Origin of the sequence: Streptomyces sp. G5(2025), from assembly GCF_049542075.1 — a bacterium.
Taxonomy (GTDB): Bacteria; Actinomycetota; Actinomycetes; order Streptomycetales; family Streptomycetaceae; genus Streptomyces.
The window spans coordinates 3,872,688-3,889,478 of sequence record NZ_JBMUZT010000006.1; the positions used below are offsets into that span (position 1 = coordinate 3,872,688).

General features: G+C 70.1%; 16 protein-coding genes and 1 pseudogene. 8 read left to right on the forward strand and 9 right to left on the reverse strand.

Annotation, left to right across the window (positions count from 1 at the left end; translation table 11 throughout):
* Positions 1-34 precede the first annotated feature (34 nt).
* The 3 genes from ACOBQB_RS28440 to ACOBQB_RS28450 all read left to right on the forward strand — a co-directional run bounded on the left by ACOBQB_RS28440 (position 35) and on the right by ACOBQB_RS28450 (position 3,022).
* Entirely contained in the window at positions 35-1,225 is a 1,191-nt protein-coding gene (locus tag ACOBQB_RS28440; RefSeq protein ID WP_423598819.1) for a cystathionine gamma-lyase, read from the forward strand.
* A gap of 280 nt (positions 1,226-1,505) precedes the next feature.
* Positions 1,506-2,411: a LysR family transcriptional regulator gene (locus ACOBQB_RS28445; protein WP_423595532.1), complete on the forward strand. Its 906-nt coding sequence runs from the start codon at positions 1,506-1,508 to the stop codon at positions 2,409-2,411.
* A 128-nt stretch (positions 2,412-2,539) separates the two neighbouring features.
* A complete protein-coding gene (locus ACOBQB_RS28450) occupies positions 2,540-3,022 on the forward strand; it encodes an NUDIX domain-containing protein (RefSeq protein WP_223775622.1) in 483 nt (160 codons plus the stop codon).
* 115 nt (positions 3,023-3,137) lie between these two features.
* Here ACOBQB_RS28450 and ACOBQB_RS28455 read toward each other — a convergent pair whose 3' ends face one another.
* Both ACOBQB_RS28455 and ACOBQB_RS28460 read right to left on the reverse strand, forming a co-directional pair.
* Positions 3,138-4,847 carry a globin domain-containing protein gene (locus ACOBQB_RS28455; RefSeq protein ID WP_423595534.1) on the reverse strand — a complete coding sequence of 570 codons (1,710 nt, stop codon included), beginning with the start codon at positions 4,845-4,847 and terminating at the stop codon, positions 3,138-3,140.
* A gap of 365 nt (positions 4,848-5,212) precedes the next feature.
* The gene (locus ACOBQB_RS28460; RefSeq protein ID WP_423595536.1) at positions 5,213-5,848 is read right to left on the reverse strand and encodes an HAD family hydrolase; all 636 of its coding nucleotides are present in this window, start codon (positions 5,846-5,848) and stop codon (positions 5,213-5,215) included.
* 230 nt (positions 5,849-6,078) lie between these two features.
* On the opposite strand from ACOBQB_RS28460, the gene ACOBQB_RS28465 reads away from it, so the two are divergent.
* The gene (locus tag ACOBQB_RS28465; RefSeq protein WP_423595538.1) at positions 6,079-6,948 is read left to right on the forward strand and encodes a GNAT family N-acetyltransferase; all 870 of its coding nucleotides are present in this window, start codon (positions 6,079-6,081) and stop codon (positions 6,946-6,948) included.
* Between the two features lie 112 nt (positions 6,949-7,060).
* On the opposite strand, the gene ACOBQB_RS28470 is transcribed toward ACOBQB_RS28465, so the two are convergent.
* Positions 7,061-7,489 (reverse strand): GlcG/HbpS family heme-binding protein, encoded by a 429-nt coding sequence (locus ACOBQB_RS28470; RefSeq protein ID WP_423595540.1) that lies wholly within the window; start codon positions 7,487-7,489, stop codon positions 7,061-7,063.
* 71 nt (positions 7,490-7,560) lie between these two features.
* Positions 7,561-8,778 carry an MFS transporter gene (locus ACOBQB_RS28475; protein WP_423595542.1) on the reverse strand — a complete coding sequence of 406 codons (1,218 nt, stop codon included), beginning with the start codon at positions 8,776-8,778 and terminating at the stop codon, positions 7,561-7,563.
* A gap of 141 nt (positions 8,779-8,919) precedes the next feature.
* On the opposite strand from ACOBQB_RS28475, the gene ACOBQB_RS28480 reads away from it, so the two are divergent.
* Positions 8,920-9,378, forward strand: coding sequence for a MarR family winged helix-turn-helix transcriptional regulator (locus ACOBQB_RS28480; protein WP_423595544.1), 459 nt, complete (start codon positions 8,920-8,922; stop codon positions 9,376-9,378).
* Positions 9,379-9,489: 111 nt separating this feature from the next.
* A complete protein-coding gene (locus tag ACOBQB_RS28485; protein ID WP_423595546.1) occupies positions 9,490-9,942 on the forward strand; it encodes a GNAT family N-acetyltransferase in 453 nt (150 codons plus the stop codon).
* Positions 9,943-10,012: 70 nt separating this feature from the next.
* Here ACOBQB_RS28485 and ACOBQB_RS28490 read toward each other — a convergent pair whose 3' ends face one another.
* Positions 10,013-11,389 carry a serine hydrolase domain-containing protein gene (locus ACOBQB_RS28490; protein ID WP_423595548.1) on the reverse strand — a complete coding sequence of 459 codons (1,377 nt, stop codon included), beginning with the start codon at positions 11,387-11,389 and terminating at the stop codon, positions 10,013-10,015.
* 9 nt (positions 11,390-11,398) lie between these two features.
* Positions 11,399-11,974, reverse strand: a complete 576-nt coding sequence (locus ACOBQB_RS28495) for a MerR family transcriptional regulator (protein WP_423595550.1) — start codon at positions 11,972-11,974, stop codon at positions 11,399-11,401.
* Positions 11,975-12,091: 117 nt separating this feature from the next.
* Between ACOBQB_RS28495 and ACOBQB_RS28500 the strand changes: the two genes are divergently transcribed.
* The gene (locus ACOBQB_RS28500) at positions 12,092-13,045 is read left to right on the forward strand and encodes an SDR family NAD(P)-dependent oxidoreductase (protein WP_423595552.1); all 954 of its coding nucleotides are present in this window, start codon (positions 12,092-12,094) and stop codon (positions 13,043-13,045) included.
* A gap of 30 nt (positions 13,046-13,075) precedes the next feature.
* On the opposite strand, the gene ACOBQB_RS28505 is transcribed toward ACOBQB_RS28500, so the two are convergent.
* Together ACOBQB_RS28505 and ACOBQB_RS28510 are read right to left on the reverse strand one after the other, a co-directional pair.
* The gene (locus ACOBQB_RS28505) at positions 13,076-13,633 is read right to left on the reverse strand and encodes a hypothetical protein (RefSeq protein ID WP_423599020.1); all 558 of its coding nucleotides are present in this window, start codon (positions 13,631-13,633) and stop codon (positions 13,076-13,078) included.
* Positions 13,634-13,707: 74 nt separating this feature from the next.
* Positions 13,708-14,147: pseudogene (locus ACOBQB_RS28510) on the reverse strand (ATP-binding cassette domain-containing protein); the annotation flags it as partial.
* A 191-nt stretch (positions 14,148-14,338) separates the two neighbouring features.
* On the opposite strand from ACOBQB_RS28510, the gene ACOBQB_RS28515 reads away from it, so the two are divergent.
* Complete coding sequence (locus ACOBQB_RS28515; protein ID WP_423595554.1) at positions 14,339-15,061, forward strand: dienelactone hydrolase family protein; 723 nt, start codon at positions 14,339-14,341, stop codon at positions 15,059-15,061.
* A 100-nt stretch (positions 15,062-15,161) separates the two neighbouring features.
* Here ACOBQB_RS28515 and dnaB read toward each other — a convergent pair whose 3' ends face one another.
* Positions 15,162-16,640, reverse strand: a complete 1,479-nt coding sequence (gene dnaB, locus ACOBQB_RS28520; protein ID WP_423595556.1) for a replicative DNA helicase — start codon at positions 16,638-16,640, stop codon at positions 15,162-15,164.
* Positions 16,641-16,791: the final 151 nt, after the last annotated feature.

The following is a 16,791-nucleotide window of genomic DNA, read 5'->3' on the forward strand; positions in this document are numbered from 1 at the left end:
CGGTGTGGGCGACGAGGCCAGCGGCCCGGCCCGTCTGAGCAGTGACCCAGGTGGTGGTCCGAGCCGTGGCCCGAGCGGTGGCCCCAGCGGGGGCTTGACAGGCATCGGTGACGGAACGCGTGCGGTGCGGGCCGGGCTGCCCGAGCCGATCAAGCACGAACCCACGCTGCCCGGACCGGTGTTCGCCGCGCACTTCCACCTCCCCGGCGACCCCACCGGCGGTTACGCCTACGCACGCGACGAGAACCCCACCTGGACGCACCTGGAGCGCGCCATCGGTGAGCTGGAGGCGCCGGGCGCCGGCGAGGATGTCGAGACGCTCGTCTTCGCCTCCGGCATGGCCGCGATCTCGGCGGTGCTCTTCTCGCAGCTGCGAGCCGGGGACACGGTGGTCCTGCCGGACGACGGCTACCAAGTACTCCCCCTCGTCCGCGAGCAGCTCACGGCGTACGGCATCCAGGTGCGCACCGCCCCCACCGCTGGCGACGCCCAGCTCGACGTCCTGGACGGCGCCAAGCTGCTCTGGATCGAGACGCCGTCCAATCCCGGCCTCGACGTGTGCGACGTGCGCCGCCTCAGCGAGGCGGCACGCGCGCGTGGGGTCCTGGTGGCGGTCGACAACACCCTGGCGACACCGCTCGGCCAACGCCCGCTCGAACTGGGTGCCGACTTCGCGGTGGCCAGCGGCACGAAGATGCTCACCGGCCACGGAGACATCCTTCTGGGGTACGTCGCCTGCCGCGACGCGGAGCTGACCGCTTCCGTACGGCGCTGGCGCAAGATCGTCGGGGCCATTCCGGGCCCGATGGAGGCCTGGCTCGCGCACCGCTCGCTCGCCACGCTCCAGCTGCGTGCCGACCGGCAGAACGCGAACGCCCTGGCCCTGGCCGAGGCTCTGCGCGGCCGTCCCGAGGTGGCGGCGCTGCGCTACCCCGGGCTGCCCGACGACCCCTCCTACAAAATCGCCTCGCGGCAGATGCGGCGCTTCGGAAGCGTGGTCTCCTTCACGCTGCCCACCCGCGAGCGTGCCGAGCGCTTCCTGGCGGCACTGCGCCTCGTCGACGACGCGACGAGTTTCGGGGGCGTGCGGTCCACGGCCGAGCGACGGGGGCGCTGGGGCGGCGACGACGTCCCGGAGGGCTTCATCCGCTTCTCGGCGGGCGCCGAGGACCCGCGTGACCTGGTGGACGACGTGCTCCGCGCACTGGACGCGTCCGCCGGGTGAGAGATGCCGGTGGGCCCGGCCGCTCCCGTGCGCCGACATTGCCTCCGGCTCCGGCTCCTAACGACTCCCGGACGTCTCCCGAACGGCACCAGGGCTACGCACAACGAACGGTCCGAGCCTCCCCCCTCGTGGCTCGGACCGTTCCGGTTCTGCGCGCTAAGAACCGCGCGAACAAGGCTAGTTGACTGTGCGTCAGTGTCCAATCACAGTAGCGACAGAGACCTATCGACATATTTATAGTTGAGCACACCCTCAGTTCCTGAAGGGGAGGGACGCCGACATGGATCTGGCCCTGCTGCGCACCTTTGTGACGGTGCACCGGGCCGGCTCCTTCACCCGCGCCGCGGCCCTGCTCGGTCTCTCACAACCCGCCGTCACATCACAGATCCGCACCCTGGAGCGGCAACTGGGCCGTCCCCTCTTTCTCCGCCAGGCCCGCGGCGTGACCCCCACGACCATCGGTGACGAGCTCGCCCACAAGGCCGCCCCTCACCTGGACGCCCTCGTGGAGATCGCCGAGACCGGGCTCGACGAGGAGTCGTCGATGCGCACCCTCCACCTCGCGGGCCCGCCCGAGTTCACCGCGGAACGCGCCCTGCCCGCGCTCGCCGCCCTGACCGGGCAGGGCGGCCACAGCTATGCCCTGCGCGCCTCGTTCGGCACCACCGACGAGGTCCTGGAGGGGCTCGCGGCGGGGCACCACGACCTGGCCATCGCCACGGCCCGACCGCGCGGCGCGCTGCTCACCGCGACACCGCTCTGCGACGAGGAGCACGTCCTGGTCGCGGGGGAGCGCTGGGCCGCCCGCCTCGGCCCCCACGGGCTCGGCGGCGGGGGAGCGCTGCCGCTGGAGAACCTGCCGGTGGTCGAGGTGCACGAGACGCTGCCGTTCGTCTCCCGCTACTGGGCCGCCGTCTTCGACGCCTGCCCGGGCGCCTCCGGTGCCGTCATCGTGCCGGATCTGCGGGCGGTCCTCGCCTGCGCGGCCTCGGGCGCCGGCCTCGCCGTGCTGCCCCGCTACCTCTGCGCCGACGCTCTGAAGCGCGGCGACGTCGTGGCGCTTCTCGAACCCCCGGTACCGCCGTTGCGTACGTACTTCCTGGTGGTGCGCACCGGGACGCTGGCCATGCCCCACATCGCGCGGGCCCACGAATGGCTGCTGCGGGTCGCCGCCGAGTGGTCTTGACGATGGGCCGCGACTGGCCTCATGGCAGTGCGGCGACTCGGTCCGAGGGCGGCCCCGGACTGGGCTTGATGGCCGTTCCGAGGGGGCTGCGATGTTTCACCTGGAACAGTCCGGGCCACATTCCCCCCATGACCGTCCGACCTGTGGTCAAGCGCACCGCACGCGCCGTCCTGCTGGACGGAGACGACCTGATCCTGATCAAGCGGACCAAGCCCGGCGTCGATCCGTACTGGATCACCCCAGGAGGCGGCGTGGAGCCGGAGGACGCCACCGTGGTCGACGCACTCCACCGCGAGGTGCACGAGGAACTCGGCGCCAAGATCACCGATGTCGTGCCCTGCTTCGTCGACACCGTGGAGCACATCGGCGAGGACGGCGGAGCGACCGGCGTGAAGGTGCAGCACTTCTTCGTCTGCCGCCTGGAGTCTATGGACACCGGCCTGCGGCACGGCCCCGAGATCGAGGAGCCGTGCGGCGAGTACGAGATCGTGCACGTGCCCTTCACACGGGTCGGCATCGCCTCGGTCCACCTCGTACCGCTGTCGCTGCGGCACTATCTGGACGGCAACATCGAAGGCGTACGCGCGATGCACGCCCCTGACCTGGGCTGATACGAGTTACCCCGGAGCACGCCGCACGCCCGGGCTGTTCCGCCGCCGCTCCCGAGCGCCCGCGTCCGGGTTCTCCTCCGCCTCGGGCACCCCCGTGTGGGTCAGTACCTCGCGATCAGTCCCCCGCCACCACCAGCTCCTCCACGGAGTCGTGGCGGATGCGGCCCTCGGGGATGCCGGCGTCCCGCAGCGCGTCCACGCCGCTGCGGATCATGCCGGGCGGTCCCGAGAGATAGGCGTCGTACTCGTTCCACGGACCGTACTCACGCACGGCGTCCGGCAGTTGGGCCCGCTGGTCCACGACCGGACGGACGGAGAGCCAGGGGTGGCTCTGTTGCAGCCGCAGCATCGTGTCGATGTCGTACAGGTCGTGATCGGTGCGGGCGCCGTAGAACACCTCGACCGGACGCCGCCTGCCGTGCTCGGCGACGTCCTCGACCAGGGCCTTGATCGGCGCGATGCCTGTACCGCCGCCCAGACAGAGAAGACCGCTGTCGGTGGTGTGGTCGACGGTCATGGAGCCTCCCGGCGGGCCCAGCCTCAGGACGTCGCCGGGGCTGGCGTGGTGCACCAGGGCGTTGGAGACCCAGCCGGCCGGGACGGCCTTGACGTGGAAGGACAGCAGCCCGTCGGAGCGGGGCGCCGACGCGAAGGAGTAGTGCCGCCAGATCCGCGGCCACCAAGGAGTCTCCACGCTGGTGTACTGCCCGGCGAGGAACGGGTATGGCTGGTCCGGGCGGACCGTGACCACGGCGATGTCCGGCGTCCGGAGGTCATGCGAGACGACTTCCGCGAACCACCAGGCGGGGGCCCGCAGTTCGTCCTCCGCCGCCGCGTCGATCATGACCTGGGAGATCGTCGTGTACGTACGGACCCAGGCGGCCTCGGTCTCCGCGTCCCAGATCGCGCTGGCGTACCGGCTCAACGAACCGATCAGGCATTCGCCGACGGCCGGATAGTGCTCGGGCCGGGTGCCGTACTTACGGTGCCCGCGTCCGAGGTTCTTGAGATACGAGACCAGGACGTCGGTGTGGTCGATGTGCTCGGCCGCCGTCAGCAATGCCTTGAGGAGGCGGTCCCGCTGGGCGTCCATCGCCGCGGGGAACAGCGGGCGCAAGTCGGGGTGGCGGGTGAAGAGCAGCGCGTAGAAGTACGAGGTGACCTGGTCGGCGACCGGGCCGATCTCGGCCATCGTGCGCTGCACCAAAGCGGCGTCGGGCGACGCCGAGGGGGACGGCTTCACCCCGGAGGTCTTCGCCACGGGCGGCGGCGCCGACTGTGCCGCCGGGGGCGGACCGGATTGAGGCTGGGGCTGGGGCTGGGCCGCCGGGGTCGGCTTCGGCTTTTCCCGGAAGGCGGAGAAAGGCTCCGGCTTAGCCGCGGTTGCAACAGTCGGCTGCGGGGCGGCTGCCTGTCCGCTCTGCCGCTCCGTCTCCGGCCTCGGCTCACGCTCCGGCTCTCTCCCGGCAGGAGCATCCGCGCGGACAGCCGAAGCAGCGGCGGGTATTCGCCCGTTCGCCGACTCGTTCACCACCTCGTCCGTCGGCTCATTCACCCCCTCGCCCGTCGGCTCTTCGACCCGTTCAGTGGGAGCGACAGGCTCCGCTACGGGCGTGGGGCCCTCAGCCCGGCCCAAGGGACGTATCGAAGCCGGCCGGCGCCCTTCGAGGGTCTGGGCCGCGTCGGCGCCCAGCTGCTGCGGCTGACCGTCCTCCGGCCGCTTCGGGGGCCTGCGCGGAGTGAACCAGCCACTTCCGCCTCCGGAAGTGCCGTCGTCCGCCGACGTGGTGGTCGGAGCGTCCATGCTGTGCCTCGCCTCGAACATCTCTCGGTCGGTCTGTGCACTTCCTGTCGGAAGCCGCCTGCTTTCCCCACTCTGCCTCGATGGCCGATCCGGCCACATTGAACCCCGAGTTACCGGACCCTACGGACAAGTAGGTCCAGAATGTGACATTGGCCGCACTTATCTCATGGCAGCATCCCATTCGGCGTCACCGCGTCGGCCGCATAACAAGAAGTACCGGCTCTGGACCTCTTTGCCCCGTTAGGCTTCGTTGTTCTGCGCGCGTGCCTCCAGGATGCGAAGAAGAGCACCCGGCACGAACCGGAGTCGACCATACCGGCAGCCGCCCGACATACAAGTCCCCTGCCCTTCTTCGGTAATTCAACGCATCCGCCTGCCAATTGCCTCTATTGGCGGGGGTGCCGCACCAATTCGTACGCCTTACGTAGGTCGCGCCCCACATAGGAGTGGGTGGCCAGGCTGACCAGCCGTGGATGGGCATTGACCGCGACGGAGACCGGCACGACGCCGAAAAGCTCCAGGTCGGAGAGCGAGTCGCCGTACGCGACGCAATCGCTCCGGCGTACCCCGAACTCTTCGCAGAGCCGGTTCGCGATCTCCACCTTGGCCGCAGCGTCGAGAATGCCCGCCGGTTCAACGGGCTCGACGAACGGCACGGCCGGAAACCGCGAACCGTACGCGGCGTGCGCGCCCCACTCGACGAGCCGTTCCACGAAGAAGGAAGGCGAGAGCGACACCACCGCGCAGTAGTCACCGCCTTCGCGGATCTCGGCCCAGGTCTCCCGGATGCCGGAGAGCCAGGGCGCGCCCTCGAAGGCAGCGGTCACCTGTGCGTCCGTAAGCTCCGCCCACAGGGAGTGCACGCGCACCGCGTACTCCGGCGAGTCGATGCGCCCGGCGACGAAGTCTCGCTCCAGCGCCAAGATCTCCGCGTCCAGTCCGAGCTGCCGCGATATCTCGACGGGCGCCGCCGTGCCGTGCAGCAGCGTCCCGTCCAGATCGAAGAGGTGCAGTCGTGCCATGTACGCCGAGGCTAGTACCCGCGGTTACTCCCGCTGTCAGACGCCCCTGCCCCCGCCTCGGTCAGCACTGTGTTTCACGTGAAACCTAGCCGCCCCGCCGGTCGGACCACCATGGTTGTCCATGTCATCGGCGCGGACCGGCGTGGCCAGAAGCAACGTGGCCAAAAGCAACGTGCTTCTGCCCACAAACGGGTGGACGCCGAGGACGTACGTCAGACAGCCTGACCCGAGTGTCGACACCTTCCCTCTCCGCACTGCCCATCCGCCGACTCACCCCCCGCGATCTGACATCCTGCGCCGACCTGTCAGAAGACCGGGGCTGGCCCCGTGAGGAACACAAGTGGGGCCTCCTGCTGTCGGCCGGAACGGGCTACGGCATCGACGATCCCGACGGCAACGGCCTCATCGGCGCCTACGTAGTGACCCGGTACGGCCCGCAGGAGCGGCCCGGCCTCGCGGCGATCGGCATGGTCCTCGTCGCTGAGCGGTACGCCCGCCGCGGTATCGGCCGCCGCCTGATGCAGTACGCCATCGAGGAGGCCCCCACCATCCCGATGACGCTGCACGCGACACCGAACGGCCGCCCCCTCTACGAACAGCTCGGCTTCAAGGTGATCGGCCGGGCCGAGATGGTCCGCGGACACCTCTCCCCGTCCGGGCCGCTCCCCGGCATCGCCATCCGCCCGGCCACCGCGGAGGACCTGACGGCCATCCTCCGGCTCGACACCGAGGTCTTCGGGCACGACCGGACCCACGTGATCGCCCGCCTGCCCGCCTTCACCGACCAACTCCGGGTCGCGGAGGCCGACGGCGAGATCATCGGCTACGCGGGCGCCTGGCCGAACATGGAAACCCACGTCGTCGGCCCGCTCATCGCCCGTGACACGCAGACCGCGAAGGCGCTCATCGCCTCCCTCGGCGCGCACACCGACCGGCCGCTGCGCACCGACATCGACGTACGCCACGAAGAGTTGCTGGCCTGGGTGAAGGAGAGCGGCCTCGAATCCATCGCCTTCAACGCGGTGATGGCCCACGGCATGCCGGAGCTGCCGGGCGACTGGACCCGCCGCTTCGCACCGCTGACGGTGGCCGCGGGCTGACCGCTGATCGTGGCGGCGGCCTGGCAGTGGCCCCGGTCCACGACACGATGAGGCCCGCCCTCAAGTGCCGGACAGTTCCTGGCGCTTGTGGGCGGGCCGTTCCGTACGCCTGTTAAGCGAGAGCCTCCACGGCCGCCGTCGCGAAGCCGTGGTCCTGGTCGGGGGCGCCGCCGCCGACTCCGATCGCGCCGATCAGGCGACCCTCGCGGTGGACCGGCACACCGCCCGCGATGAAGAGAAGCGGCCGGTCGAGGGCCGTGGGCAGGGTGTGGAAGAGGCCACCGGGCTGGACCGCGTCGACCAGATCAGCGGTCGGGGCGTTCAGCTGAAGGGCGGTGTACGCCTTGCGGGTGCTGGTCTCACCGGAGATCAGCACGGCCCGGTCGTCGCGCCGGAAGGCCAGGAGGTGGCCACCCGCGTCGAGGACGGTGACGCTGACCGTGACGTCGGCCGCCTTGGCGGCGCGGCGGGCCGCGGTGACGAGCGCTTCGCCATCCTCGATGGTCAGCGGGGCGACAGCGGTGGCGATGGCGGTACTCATGCGGTGTTTCTCCTTGTGGTGCGCGGTGCGGTGCTGAGAAAGGAAGGAAGTGAGAGGAGAAGGAAGAAGGGTCAGTGGTGGACGGGCGTGGCCTGCTCGATGGGGGCCGTGCCGGTCGTCACGACGAGGCTCGGGGCCGCCGGGGTCGAGCGGCGCTCCAGTACGGCCGAGAGGATGGCCAGCACGAGGGCGGATCCGGCGAGGACGGCGCCCACCCAGTTCGGGGCGGTGTAGCCGAGGCCGGCGGCGATGACGATTCCGCCGAGCCAGGCGGAGAGGGCGTTGCCGAGGTTGAAGGCGCCGATGTTGACGGCCGAGGCGAGTGTGGGGGCACCGGAGGCCTGGTCGAGGACGCGCTTCTGCAGCGGCGGTACGGTGGCGAATCCCAGCGCGCCGATCAACGTGATGGTCACGGCGGCGGCGATCTTGTTGTGCGCGGTGAGCGTGAAGAGGGCGAGCACGACGGCCAGGGCGCCCAGCGAGATGTAGAGCAGCGGCATCGGCGCGCGGTCCGCGAACTTCCCGCCGATCAGGTTGCCGGCGACCATACCGAGGCCGAAGAGGACGAGCAGCCAGGTGACGGAGGAGTCCGCGTATCCGGCGACGTCCGTCATCATCGGCGCCAAGTAGGTGACGGCGGCGAAGACACCGCCGAAGCCGAGGACGGTCATCGCCATGGCCAGCAGCACCTGTACGTTGCGGAAGGCGGCCAGTTCATGGCGCAGCCGCACGCCTTCGGGCTTGGGCAGGTCCGGGACGAGCTTGGCGACGCCCGCGAGGCCGATGACGCCGAGCGCCGCGACGAGGCCGAAGGTCATGCGCCAGCCGAGCGTCTGCCCGACGAAGGTGCCGAGCGGCACGCCGACCACGTTGGCCACGGTCAGGCCCGTGAACATCATGGCGATGGCGCCGGCCTTCTTCTCGGGGGCGACCAGTTCGGCCGCGACGACCGAGCCGATGCCGAAGAAGGCGCCGTGGGCGAGGGACGCGACGACACGCCCTGCCAGCATCACGCCGAAGACGGGGGCGACGGCGGAGAGCAGATTGCCCGCGATGAACAGGCGCATCAGCAGCATCAGCATCCGCTTGCGCGAGATCTTGGTGCCGAGGACGGTCATCAGAGGGGCGCCGAGGACGACGCCCAGGGCATAGCCGGTCACGAGGAAACCGGCGGTGGGGATGGAGACGCCGAAGTCACCCGCGACCTCGGGGAGCAGCCCCATGATCACGAACTCGGTGGTGCCGATTCCAAAGGCGCCGATCGCGAGGGCCAGTAGCGCGAGAGGCATGGAATTACCTTCCAGATGGTTGCAGGTGCGCTTAACGTGCGTCCACAATAATTGCATACGCTGGTTAATTGCAAGCGCTGGATATTGCGCCCGTGGACTACCCTGGGTCGTAGTCACTCCGGGACGGAGGAAACAAGAGCCATGACAGCGACGGATCCCGCACTCACCGCCCTTGCTCAGGGGTGGTGCGCGCTCTCCCTGCTCCACGGGCAGATCGAGAGCCACATCGAGCGCGCCCTCCAGGCCAAGCACGGGCTGAGTGTGCGCGAGTACTCCCTGCTCGACGTCCTCAGCCGCCAGCACGACGGCGAGGGCGGCCATCTCCAGATGAGGCAGGTCGCGGACGCCGTGGTCCTGAGCCAGAGCGCCACCACGCGACTGGTCACACGCTTGGAGGACCGCGGGCTGCTCTCCCGCTACCTGTGCCCCACCGACCGGCGCGGCATCTATACGGACGTGAGCGAGGCCGGCACGGCGCTGCTCGATGAGGCGCGTCCCACCAATGACGCGGCCCTGCGCGAGGCCCTCGACGAGGCCGCCCAGAACCCAGGGCTCGCTCCGCTGGTCAAGGCCGTCGAGACGCTTCGCGTGCCTGCGTAGGGCTGCCCTGGGACCAGGCAGGAGAGCTGCCCAGCCCTAGGCAGGAGGGCTGCCCATCTTGGTCAGGAAAGAAGCCTGCTCTTGCAGCGGCGGCCCGCCTAGGCTGCGGCCATGGGAGATCTTGGAATACGCCCGGCCGTAGCCGACGACCTGCCCGCCATCGTCGCCATGCTCGCTGACGACCCCCTGGGCACCACGCGGGAGTCGCCGGACGACCTCACCCCGTACGTCACCGCGTTCCGGCGCCTGGCCGACGATCCGAACCAGCGTCTGGTCGTTGCCGCACGGGAGGGCCGCGTGGTCGGAACGCTTCAGCTCACGATCGTTCCGGGGCTCTCCCGGAAGGGCGCCACACGGTCGATCATCGAGGGCGTACGCGTGCACGCCGACGAACGCGGCAGCGGGCTCGGCAGCCGGTTCATCGAGTGGGCGATCGAGGAATCCCGGCGTCAGGGCTGCCAGTTGGTGCAACTGACCTCCGACGCCACCCGCGCCGATGCCCACCGCTTCTACGAGCGGCTGGGGTTCACCGCGTCGCATGTGGGCTTCAAGCTTCAGCTCTGAGGTCGAGGGGGTCGTGGGGTCGTGTTTCACGTGAAACACGACCCCTTCGCCCTTACCTCGCCACCGTCCGTCAGAAGCCGCGCCAGCCCTGCGGGTCCACCCCGCCGGGAACCGGCGCCCCATCGTCGTACGGCTGACGTGTGAAGACGAACGACCCCAGGTCGAGGTGGCTCACCGAGCCGTCCGTCCGCCGTACCGCCCGGAGCAGCTCCCCCGCGTAATAGCCGTCGAGCCCTGTCCAGGTGCCGTCACCGTTGGAGCGGAACCTCGCCTGGCGTCCCGCGCCGGACAGCGGGCCGATCTCTATGCCGTCGTCGGTCGACAGACGGAGCGCGAGCACCTGGGTCCCCCAGTACCAAGGGCCTGCCAACTCCAGAACCTTGTCGTCGACTTCAGAGAGCGGCCGCCACGGCTCGGGGATGCGCGGCTCCGCCTCCGCCACGATCTTCACCAGGTCCGCTGCCAGCGTCGCCACCAGCGGCCCCGAGGTGCAGTTGGCCAGCGCGACCGCGGCCACCCCCTCCTGCTCGCTCACCCACAGGCCGGCGAGGAAACCCGGCAGCGAGCCCGTATGCCCCGCCAGGCTGAGCCCTTCCCACCGCAACAGGTCCAGACCCAAGCCGTACGACCTGTCCCAGCTCTCCGGCTGCGACGGCGCCGACGGGGTCCGCATCTCCCGTACGGACTCCGCGCCGAGAACCCGCTCGTCACCCTTCGCGAGGAAACAGGCGAAGCGAGCCAGGTCCGCCGTCGTGGACCACAGCTGGCCCGCCGGCGCCATCAGCCCCAGATCCTCGACGGGTTCCGGCATCATCACGTCCGCCCACGGATGCACCGCCCAGCCGCCCGCGTGCGGGGCCTGTGGCTGTGCGCTCGTACGGTCCAGCCCCAGCGGTTCGAGCACCTCGCGGTGCAGCACGTCCTCCCACGATGCGCCCCGCACCGCCTCCACCAGCGAACCGAGCAACGTATACCCGGGGTTGGAGTAATGGAAGCGACGGCCGACAGGGTGCCGAAAGGGCTGCTCGCCGAGGACGTCGATGAGCTCCGGGCGCGTCGTCCCGGGCGTACGCTCCCACCATTCCCCCGGCGTCTCCGCCGCCAATCCGCCGGTGTGTGAGAGGAGTTCGGCGATCGTGGCCTCGCCCGCGCCGGTCCCCGGCAGGTGCTTCTCCAGCGGGTCCCGCAGGTCCAGCAGTCCTTCGTCCCGCAGCCGCATCACCAGGACGGAGGTGAAGGTCTTGGTGATCGAGCCGATGCGGTACTGGACGTTCTCGTCCGGCGCGTGCCCGTCCACCATGCTGCGGGCGCCGCTCCACACCACCTCACCGTCCCGGGCCACCGCGGCCACCAGTGAGGGGGCCCGGCCCTCTGTCTGCGCGGTGGCGATGCGATGCAGGAGGGCGCGGCGGGTGGTGGGGAGCAACTCTTCGTACGGGGTTGTCATGGGAACAGTTCACCTGGGTGGAGCCGGTGCGTCGAGCGAATTCGAGCCCCCGGTCAGCTCGGGGGGAGTCACCGATGACGGTGTCGTCGACGGTGTGAGCGACGGCGTCGGAGACGGCGAGGGTGTGAGCGTCGGCGACGGCGCCCAGAGCCCGGCCGCCGTCCCGTCGCGCAGGTGCTGTTCGTACGTGACGACCTTGCTGTGGACGATCTCCAGGCAGGCCTTCAGATCGTCGATCTTCGCCCGGATGTCACGCTCGTGCTCCTGAAGCAGCGCCAGACGGTCCCGTTCGTTGCCGGGCCCGGAGCGAATGAGCGCGGCGAACTCCCTGATCGTGGCGATCGGCATGCCCGAAGCGCGGAGCCGTCCGCAGAGCAAGAGCCAGTCCACGTCAGCCTGTTCGTAGACCCGCCGACCGCCACTGGAGCGGGGGATCTCCCGCAGGAAGAGCCCCTCACGCTCGAAGAACCGCAGCGCGTGCACGCTCAGGCCAGTCGCTTCGGCGACCTGCCCGATGGAGAGGCCGTGGGCGGGCGACGCAGGTGAGGCAGCCGGTATAGGCAAGCCGCCTGGGTTCTCACTCATGCCGCGCTCCCTCGCTCATGGCACGACCGTACAGATCCCTTGCCCCACGTCCTGCGCCCACGCTCCACCGCTCCACCGGTTGACCTAGCTCGCGCTCTAGGTTCTAGCGTCCCCCGCATGATCACGGAACAGCAGAAGCTCGGCACCTCGTTCGGCGCCCGCAGCACCGCCGACGACGTACTCACGGGGCTCGACCTCACAGGCACCACCGCACTCGTCACCGGCGGGTACTCCGGGCTCGGCCTGGCGACCACCCGCGCCCTGGTCCGGGCCGGCGCGCACGTCATAGTCCCCGCGCGACGTCCCGAAACCGCCGCCGAGGCCCTGCGCGACCTCCCCGGCACGGAGGTGTGCGCCCTCGACCTGGCCGACCTGGAGAGCGTCCGCGTCTTCGCTGATCGCTTCCTTGAGTCCGGCCGCACCCTCGGCATCCTCATCAACGGAGCGGGTGTCATGGCCTGCCCCGAGACGCGCGTCGGCCCCGGCTGGGAGGCGCATTTCGCCATCAACCACCTCGGTCACTTCGCGCTCACCCACCGCCTCCGCCCGGCCTTCGTCCCCGAGGGAGCCCGGGTGGTGGCCGTCGCCTCCTCCGGACACTTCCTCTCCGGCATCCGCTGGGACGACCTCCATTTCCGCACCGGCTACGACCGCTGGTCGGCTTACGCCCAGTCGAAGACCGCCAACGCCCTCTTCGCCCTCCATCTCGACCGTCTGGGCGCGGGCCACGGCCTGCATGCCTTTGCCGTACACCCCGGCAGCATCCTCACGCCGCTCCAGCGCCACATCCCCCGAGAGGAGTGGCTCGACCAGGGCTGGGTGACACCGGACGGCACGCCGGCCCCGGGCTTCAAGACCCCGGAGCAGGGCGCCGCCACCGCCGTCTGGGCAGCCACTTCGCCCCTCCTGCACGGTCACGGAGGCGCGTACTGCCAGGACTGCGACATCGCCGAACCGGCTACCACGGACGACATGCTCATCGGCGGGGTGAAGCCCTGGGTCAGAGACCCGGACGCGGCGGCCCGGCTCTGGGACCTCTCCTGCGAGCTCACCGGCCTCGACGCCCTCTGACCCGGGGGTGCCCGGAGCCGAGCACCCCCGTCACCGCGGACGCCGCACCGGTTCCACCCGTTCCAGCTTGGCCCAGCCCGCCCAGCCCCGTTCCTTCAGCAGCTCGATCAGCCGACGGGCGGGCGGCGCGGTGTCGAACGCGAGCGCGTCCATCAGCTTGGCGAACGGCGGCTCGACGTCGGCGTCGTCGACGTACTCCTCGCCCTGCTCGTCGGCCACCCGCGAGATGTAGGCGGCCAGCTTGTAGGCCAGTTCGACCAGGCGCGGGTCGTCGTCGGCCCGGCCCAGCGCATGGCCCAGAGTGACGTAGAAGTCGACGAACTGCGGGTCATCGAGCTGCTCCCGCTTGCGCGCCGCCCACTCCGGAACCCGCTCGGGCGAGTGGGCGGACAGCGGGATCCAGCCGTCGCGTTCGACCCTGACGATCCGTTCGTCGACACCGAGTGCCCGCAGCCGGTCGAGGAACTCGACGACCTCCGGCGGCAGCGCCAGGCTGTCCCCGGCGGTGAGGCGGGCGATCCGCTCACGGTGCCGCTGCCGCTCCCGAATCTCCGCCCGCAGCCGCTCATCGATCTCGGCGACCGCCACGGCGAACTCCTCCTCGCCGACCTGGAGCAGCCCCGGATGCGCACGAGCGGAACCCCGGCCTTGGCGAGGGTCCGGATCCGGATCATCATGCCCCCGGAGTACGTCGCCGCACGCCGGTCGGCAACCTCGACCAACCCGAACCGATCGAGCAACTGTCCGACGACGGCCTGCGCCCCGCGGCGGCCGAGGTGACCGAGATCGGCCATCAGCCGCAAGTTCTCCCCCCGGTCAACAGCTCGTCGACGGCGGAGAACTGCCCGGTCACACCGATCGACGCACACACCTGATCGGCTTCCCGACGCACGTCGTACCCGGCCACGCGAACCTCCCCGGCATCCGCGGGCAGCAGCGTGGACAGTATCCGGACGGTGGTGGTCTTCCCCGCGCCGTTGGGCCCGAGCAGGGCATAGACGGTGCCGACGGGGACGGCCAGATCGACACCGGCGACCACTTCACGGTCCCCGAACGCCTTGCGGAGTCCGACGACCTCGATCGCACTGGTTCTCGTGGTCATGGGACCATGCCGAGTAGTCATGCGGAGCTGCTGAGTAGTCATGCGGCCATGCTGAAAGGTTGCCTCTGGGGCAGGGTCAATCATCACGCCGGAAGCCGTTTTGAGAGCCGCGGGTCCAGGCCCGCGCCCGCCGTTCCGCCCACGGCGAAGACCGACCCGGCCGTGCCCGATGATCACTACAGTCCGGCCTCATGACGACGGTCACCATGCGAACGGTCGAGTACCCGGCCGACGGCCTCACCATGATCGGACACCTCGCGCTCCCAGCCGGTGCCGGCCGCCGGCCCGCGGTCCTGATCGGGCCCGAGGGACCAGGCCTGAACGACTTCCAACGCCGCCGGGCCGACGCCCTGGCCGAACTGGGGTACGTGGCGCTGGCCTTCGACATCAACGGCGGGCGCTGGTTCACCGACCCCCAGGAGATGCTGGCGCACACGACCCCTCTGCTCGCCGACCCCGGCCGGATGCGGAGCATCGGCCACGCGGCACTCGATGTGTTGCGCGCCGAACCGCGGACCGATCCCGACCGGATCGCCGCCATCGGCTACGGCACCGGGGGCGCCATCGTGCTCGAACTCGGGCGCGACGGTGTCGACCTGCGCGCGATCGGGACGGTCAACGCACTGACCACGGGCCGACCGGGCGAGGCCGCACACATCCGCTGCCCGGTGTGGGCCGGGGTCGGGTCGGAAGACCCGATCATGCCGCCCGCGCAACGGGACGCCTTCGCCGCCGAGATGCAGGCCGCGGGCGTCGACTGGCGCCTGGTGGTCTACGGCGGCGCCCAGCACGCCTTCCACCACCCACCGGTCGACCAGACCGTGCTCCCCGGCATCGGCTACCACGCGGGACACGCGCAACGAGCCTGGCGCGACATCGTCGGCCTGCTGGCCGAGTGCCTGCCCTGCCCATAACGGAGCGGGAGGCTCCTTGAACGGGGGCCTCCCTGCGCAAGGCCTCCTGAGGCAAGACCCCCTTTTTAGGCAAGGCCCCCTGAATGAGGGCCTCCGCGCGTCAGGTCTGTGCCATATCCACAAAGCGCGAGTAATGGCCCTGGAAGGCGACCGTGATCGTCGCCGTCGGGCCGTTACGGTGCTTGCCGACGATGATGTCCGCCTCGCCCGCGCGGGGCGACTCCTTCTCGTACGCGTCCTCGCGGTGCAGCAGGATCACCATGTCCGCGTCCTGCTCGATCGAGCCGGATTCACGCAGGTCGGAGACCATGGGCTTCTTGTCCGTACGCTGCTCGGGGCCACGGTTCAGCTGTGAGAGCGCGATCACGGGCAGCTCCAGCTCCTTGGCCAGGAGCTTCAGGTTTCGCGACATGTCCGAGACTTCCTGCTGTCGGCTCTCGGCCCGCTTGGAACCGCCGGACTGCATCAGCTGGAGGTAGTCGATAACGACAAGTTTGAGGTCGTTGCGCTGCTTGAGGCGACGGCACTTGGCGCGGATCTCCATCATCGACAGGTTCGGGGAGTCGTCGATGTAGAGGGGGGCGGCCGAGACGTCCGGCATGCGGCGGGCGAGCCGGGTCCAGTCCTCGTCCGTCATCGTGCCCGACCGCATGTGGTGCAACGCCACGCGCGCCTCGGCGGAGAGCAGACGCATCGCGATCTCGTTGCGCCCCATTTCGAGCGAGAAGATCACGCTCGGCATGTTGTGCTTGATCGAACAGGTTCGCGCGAAGTCGAGTGCCAGCGTCGACTTACCCATCGCGGGACGGGCCGCGATAATGATCATCTGGCCGGGGTGCAGGCCGTTGGTGAGCTGGTCGAGGTCGGTGAAGCCGGTCGGGACCCCCGTCATTTCGCCCGACCGCGAGCCGATGGCCTCGATCTCGTCGAGCGCGCCTTCCATGATGTCGCCGAGCGGGAGGTAGTCCTCGGTGGTGCGCTGCTCGGTGACCGCGTAGATCTCGGCCTGGGCGCTGTTGACGATCTCGTCAACGTCGCCGTCGGCCGCGTACCCCATCTGGGTGATGCGGGTGCCGGCCTCGACGAGGCGGCGCAGCACCGCGCGCTCGTGAACGATCTCCGCGTAGTACTCGGCGTTCGCCGCGGTCGGGACCGTCTGGACCAGCGTGTGCAGATACGACGCGCCGCCGACCTTGGTGATCTCGCCGCGCTTGGTGAGCTCGGCGGCGACCGTGATCGGGTCGGCCGGCTCGCCCTTGGCATACAGGTCGAGGATCGAGGCGTAGATCGTCTCGTGCGCGGGCCGGTAGAAGTCGTGGCCCTTGAGGACCTCGACGACATCGGCGATGGCGTCTTTGGAGAGCAGCATGCCGCCGAGCACCGACTGCTCGGCGTCGAGGTCCTGCGGGGGGACGCGTTCGAAGGAGGAGCCGCCGCCGTCCCAGCCGCCGCCCTCGCGGCCGCGCTCGTGCTGCTCGTCGCGGCTCCGGCCTCCGTCGCGGCGCTGGCGGGAGACGGGCAGACGGTCACTGGGACCGCTGTCGGCCCAGGGGTCGTCCAAAGGCTCGGAGATACTCACCGGGCCACCTCCTCCCGTCCGCCGCGCGGACCTCGCCGTGCCCCATTTCCTACGGCACGACACTGACAAATCAGGGGGCCCAACTCCGGTTCTGACGCGTCGGTTCTCCGGGGTTTCCGAGGTCGTACGACGAGGCGGGCGCCGGACCACG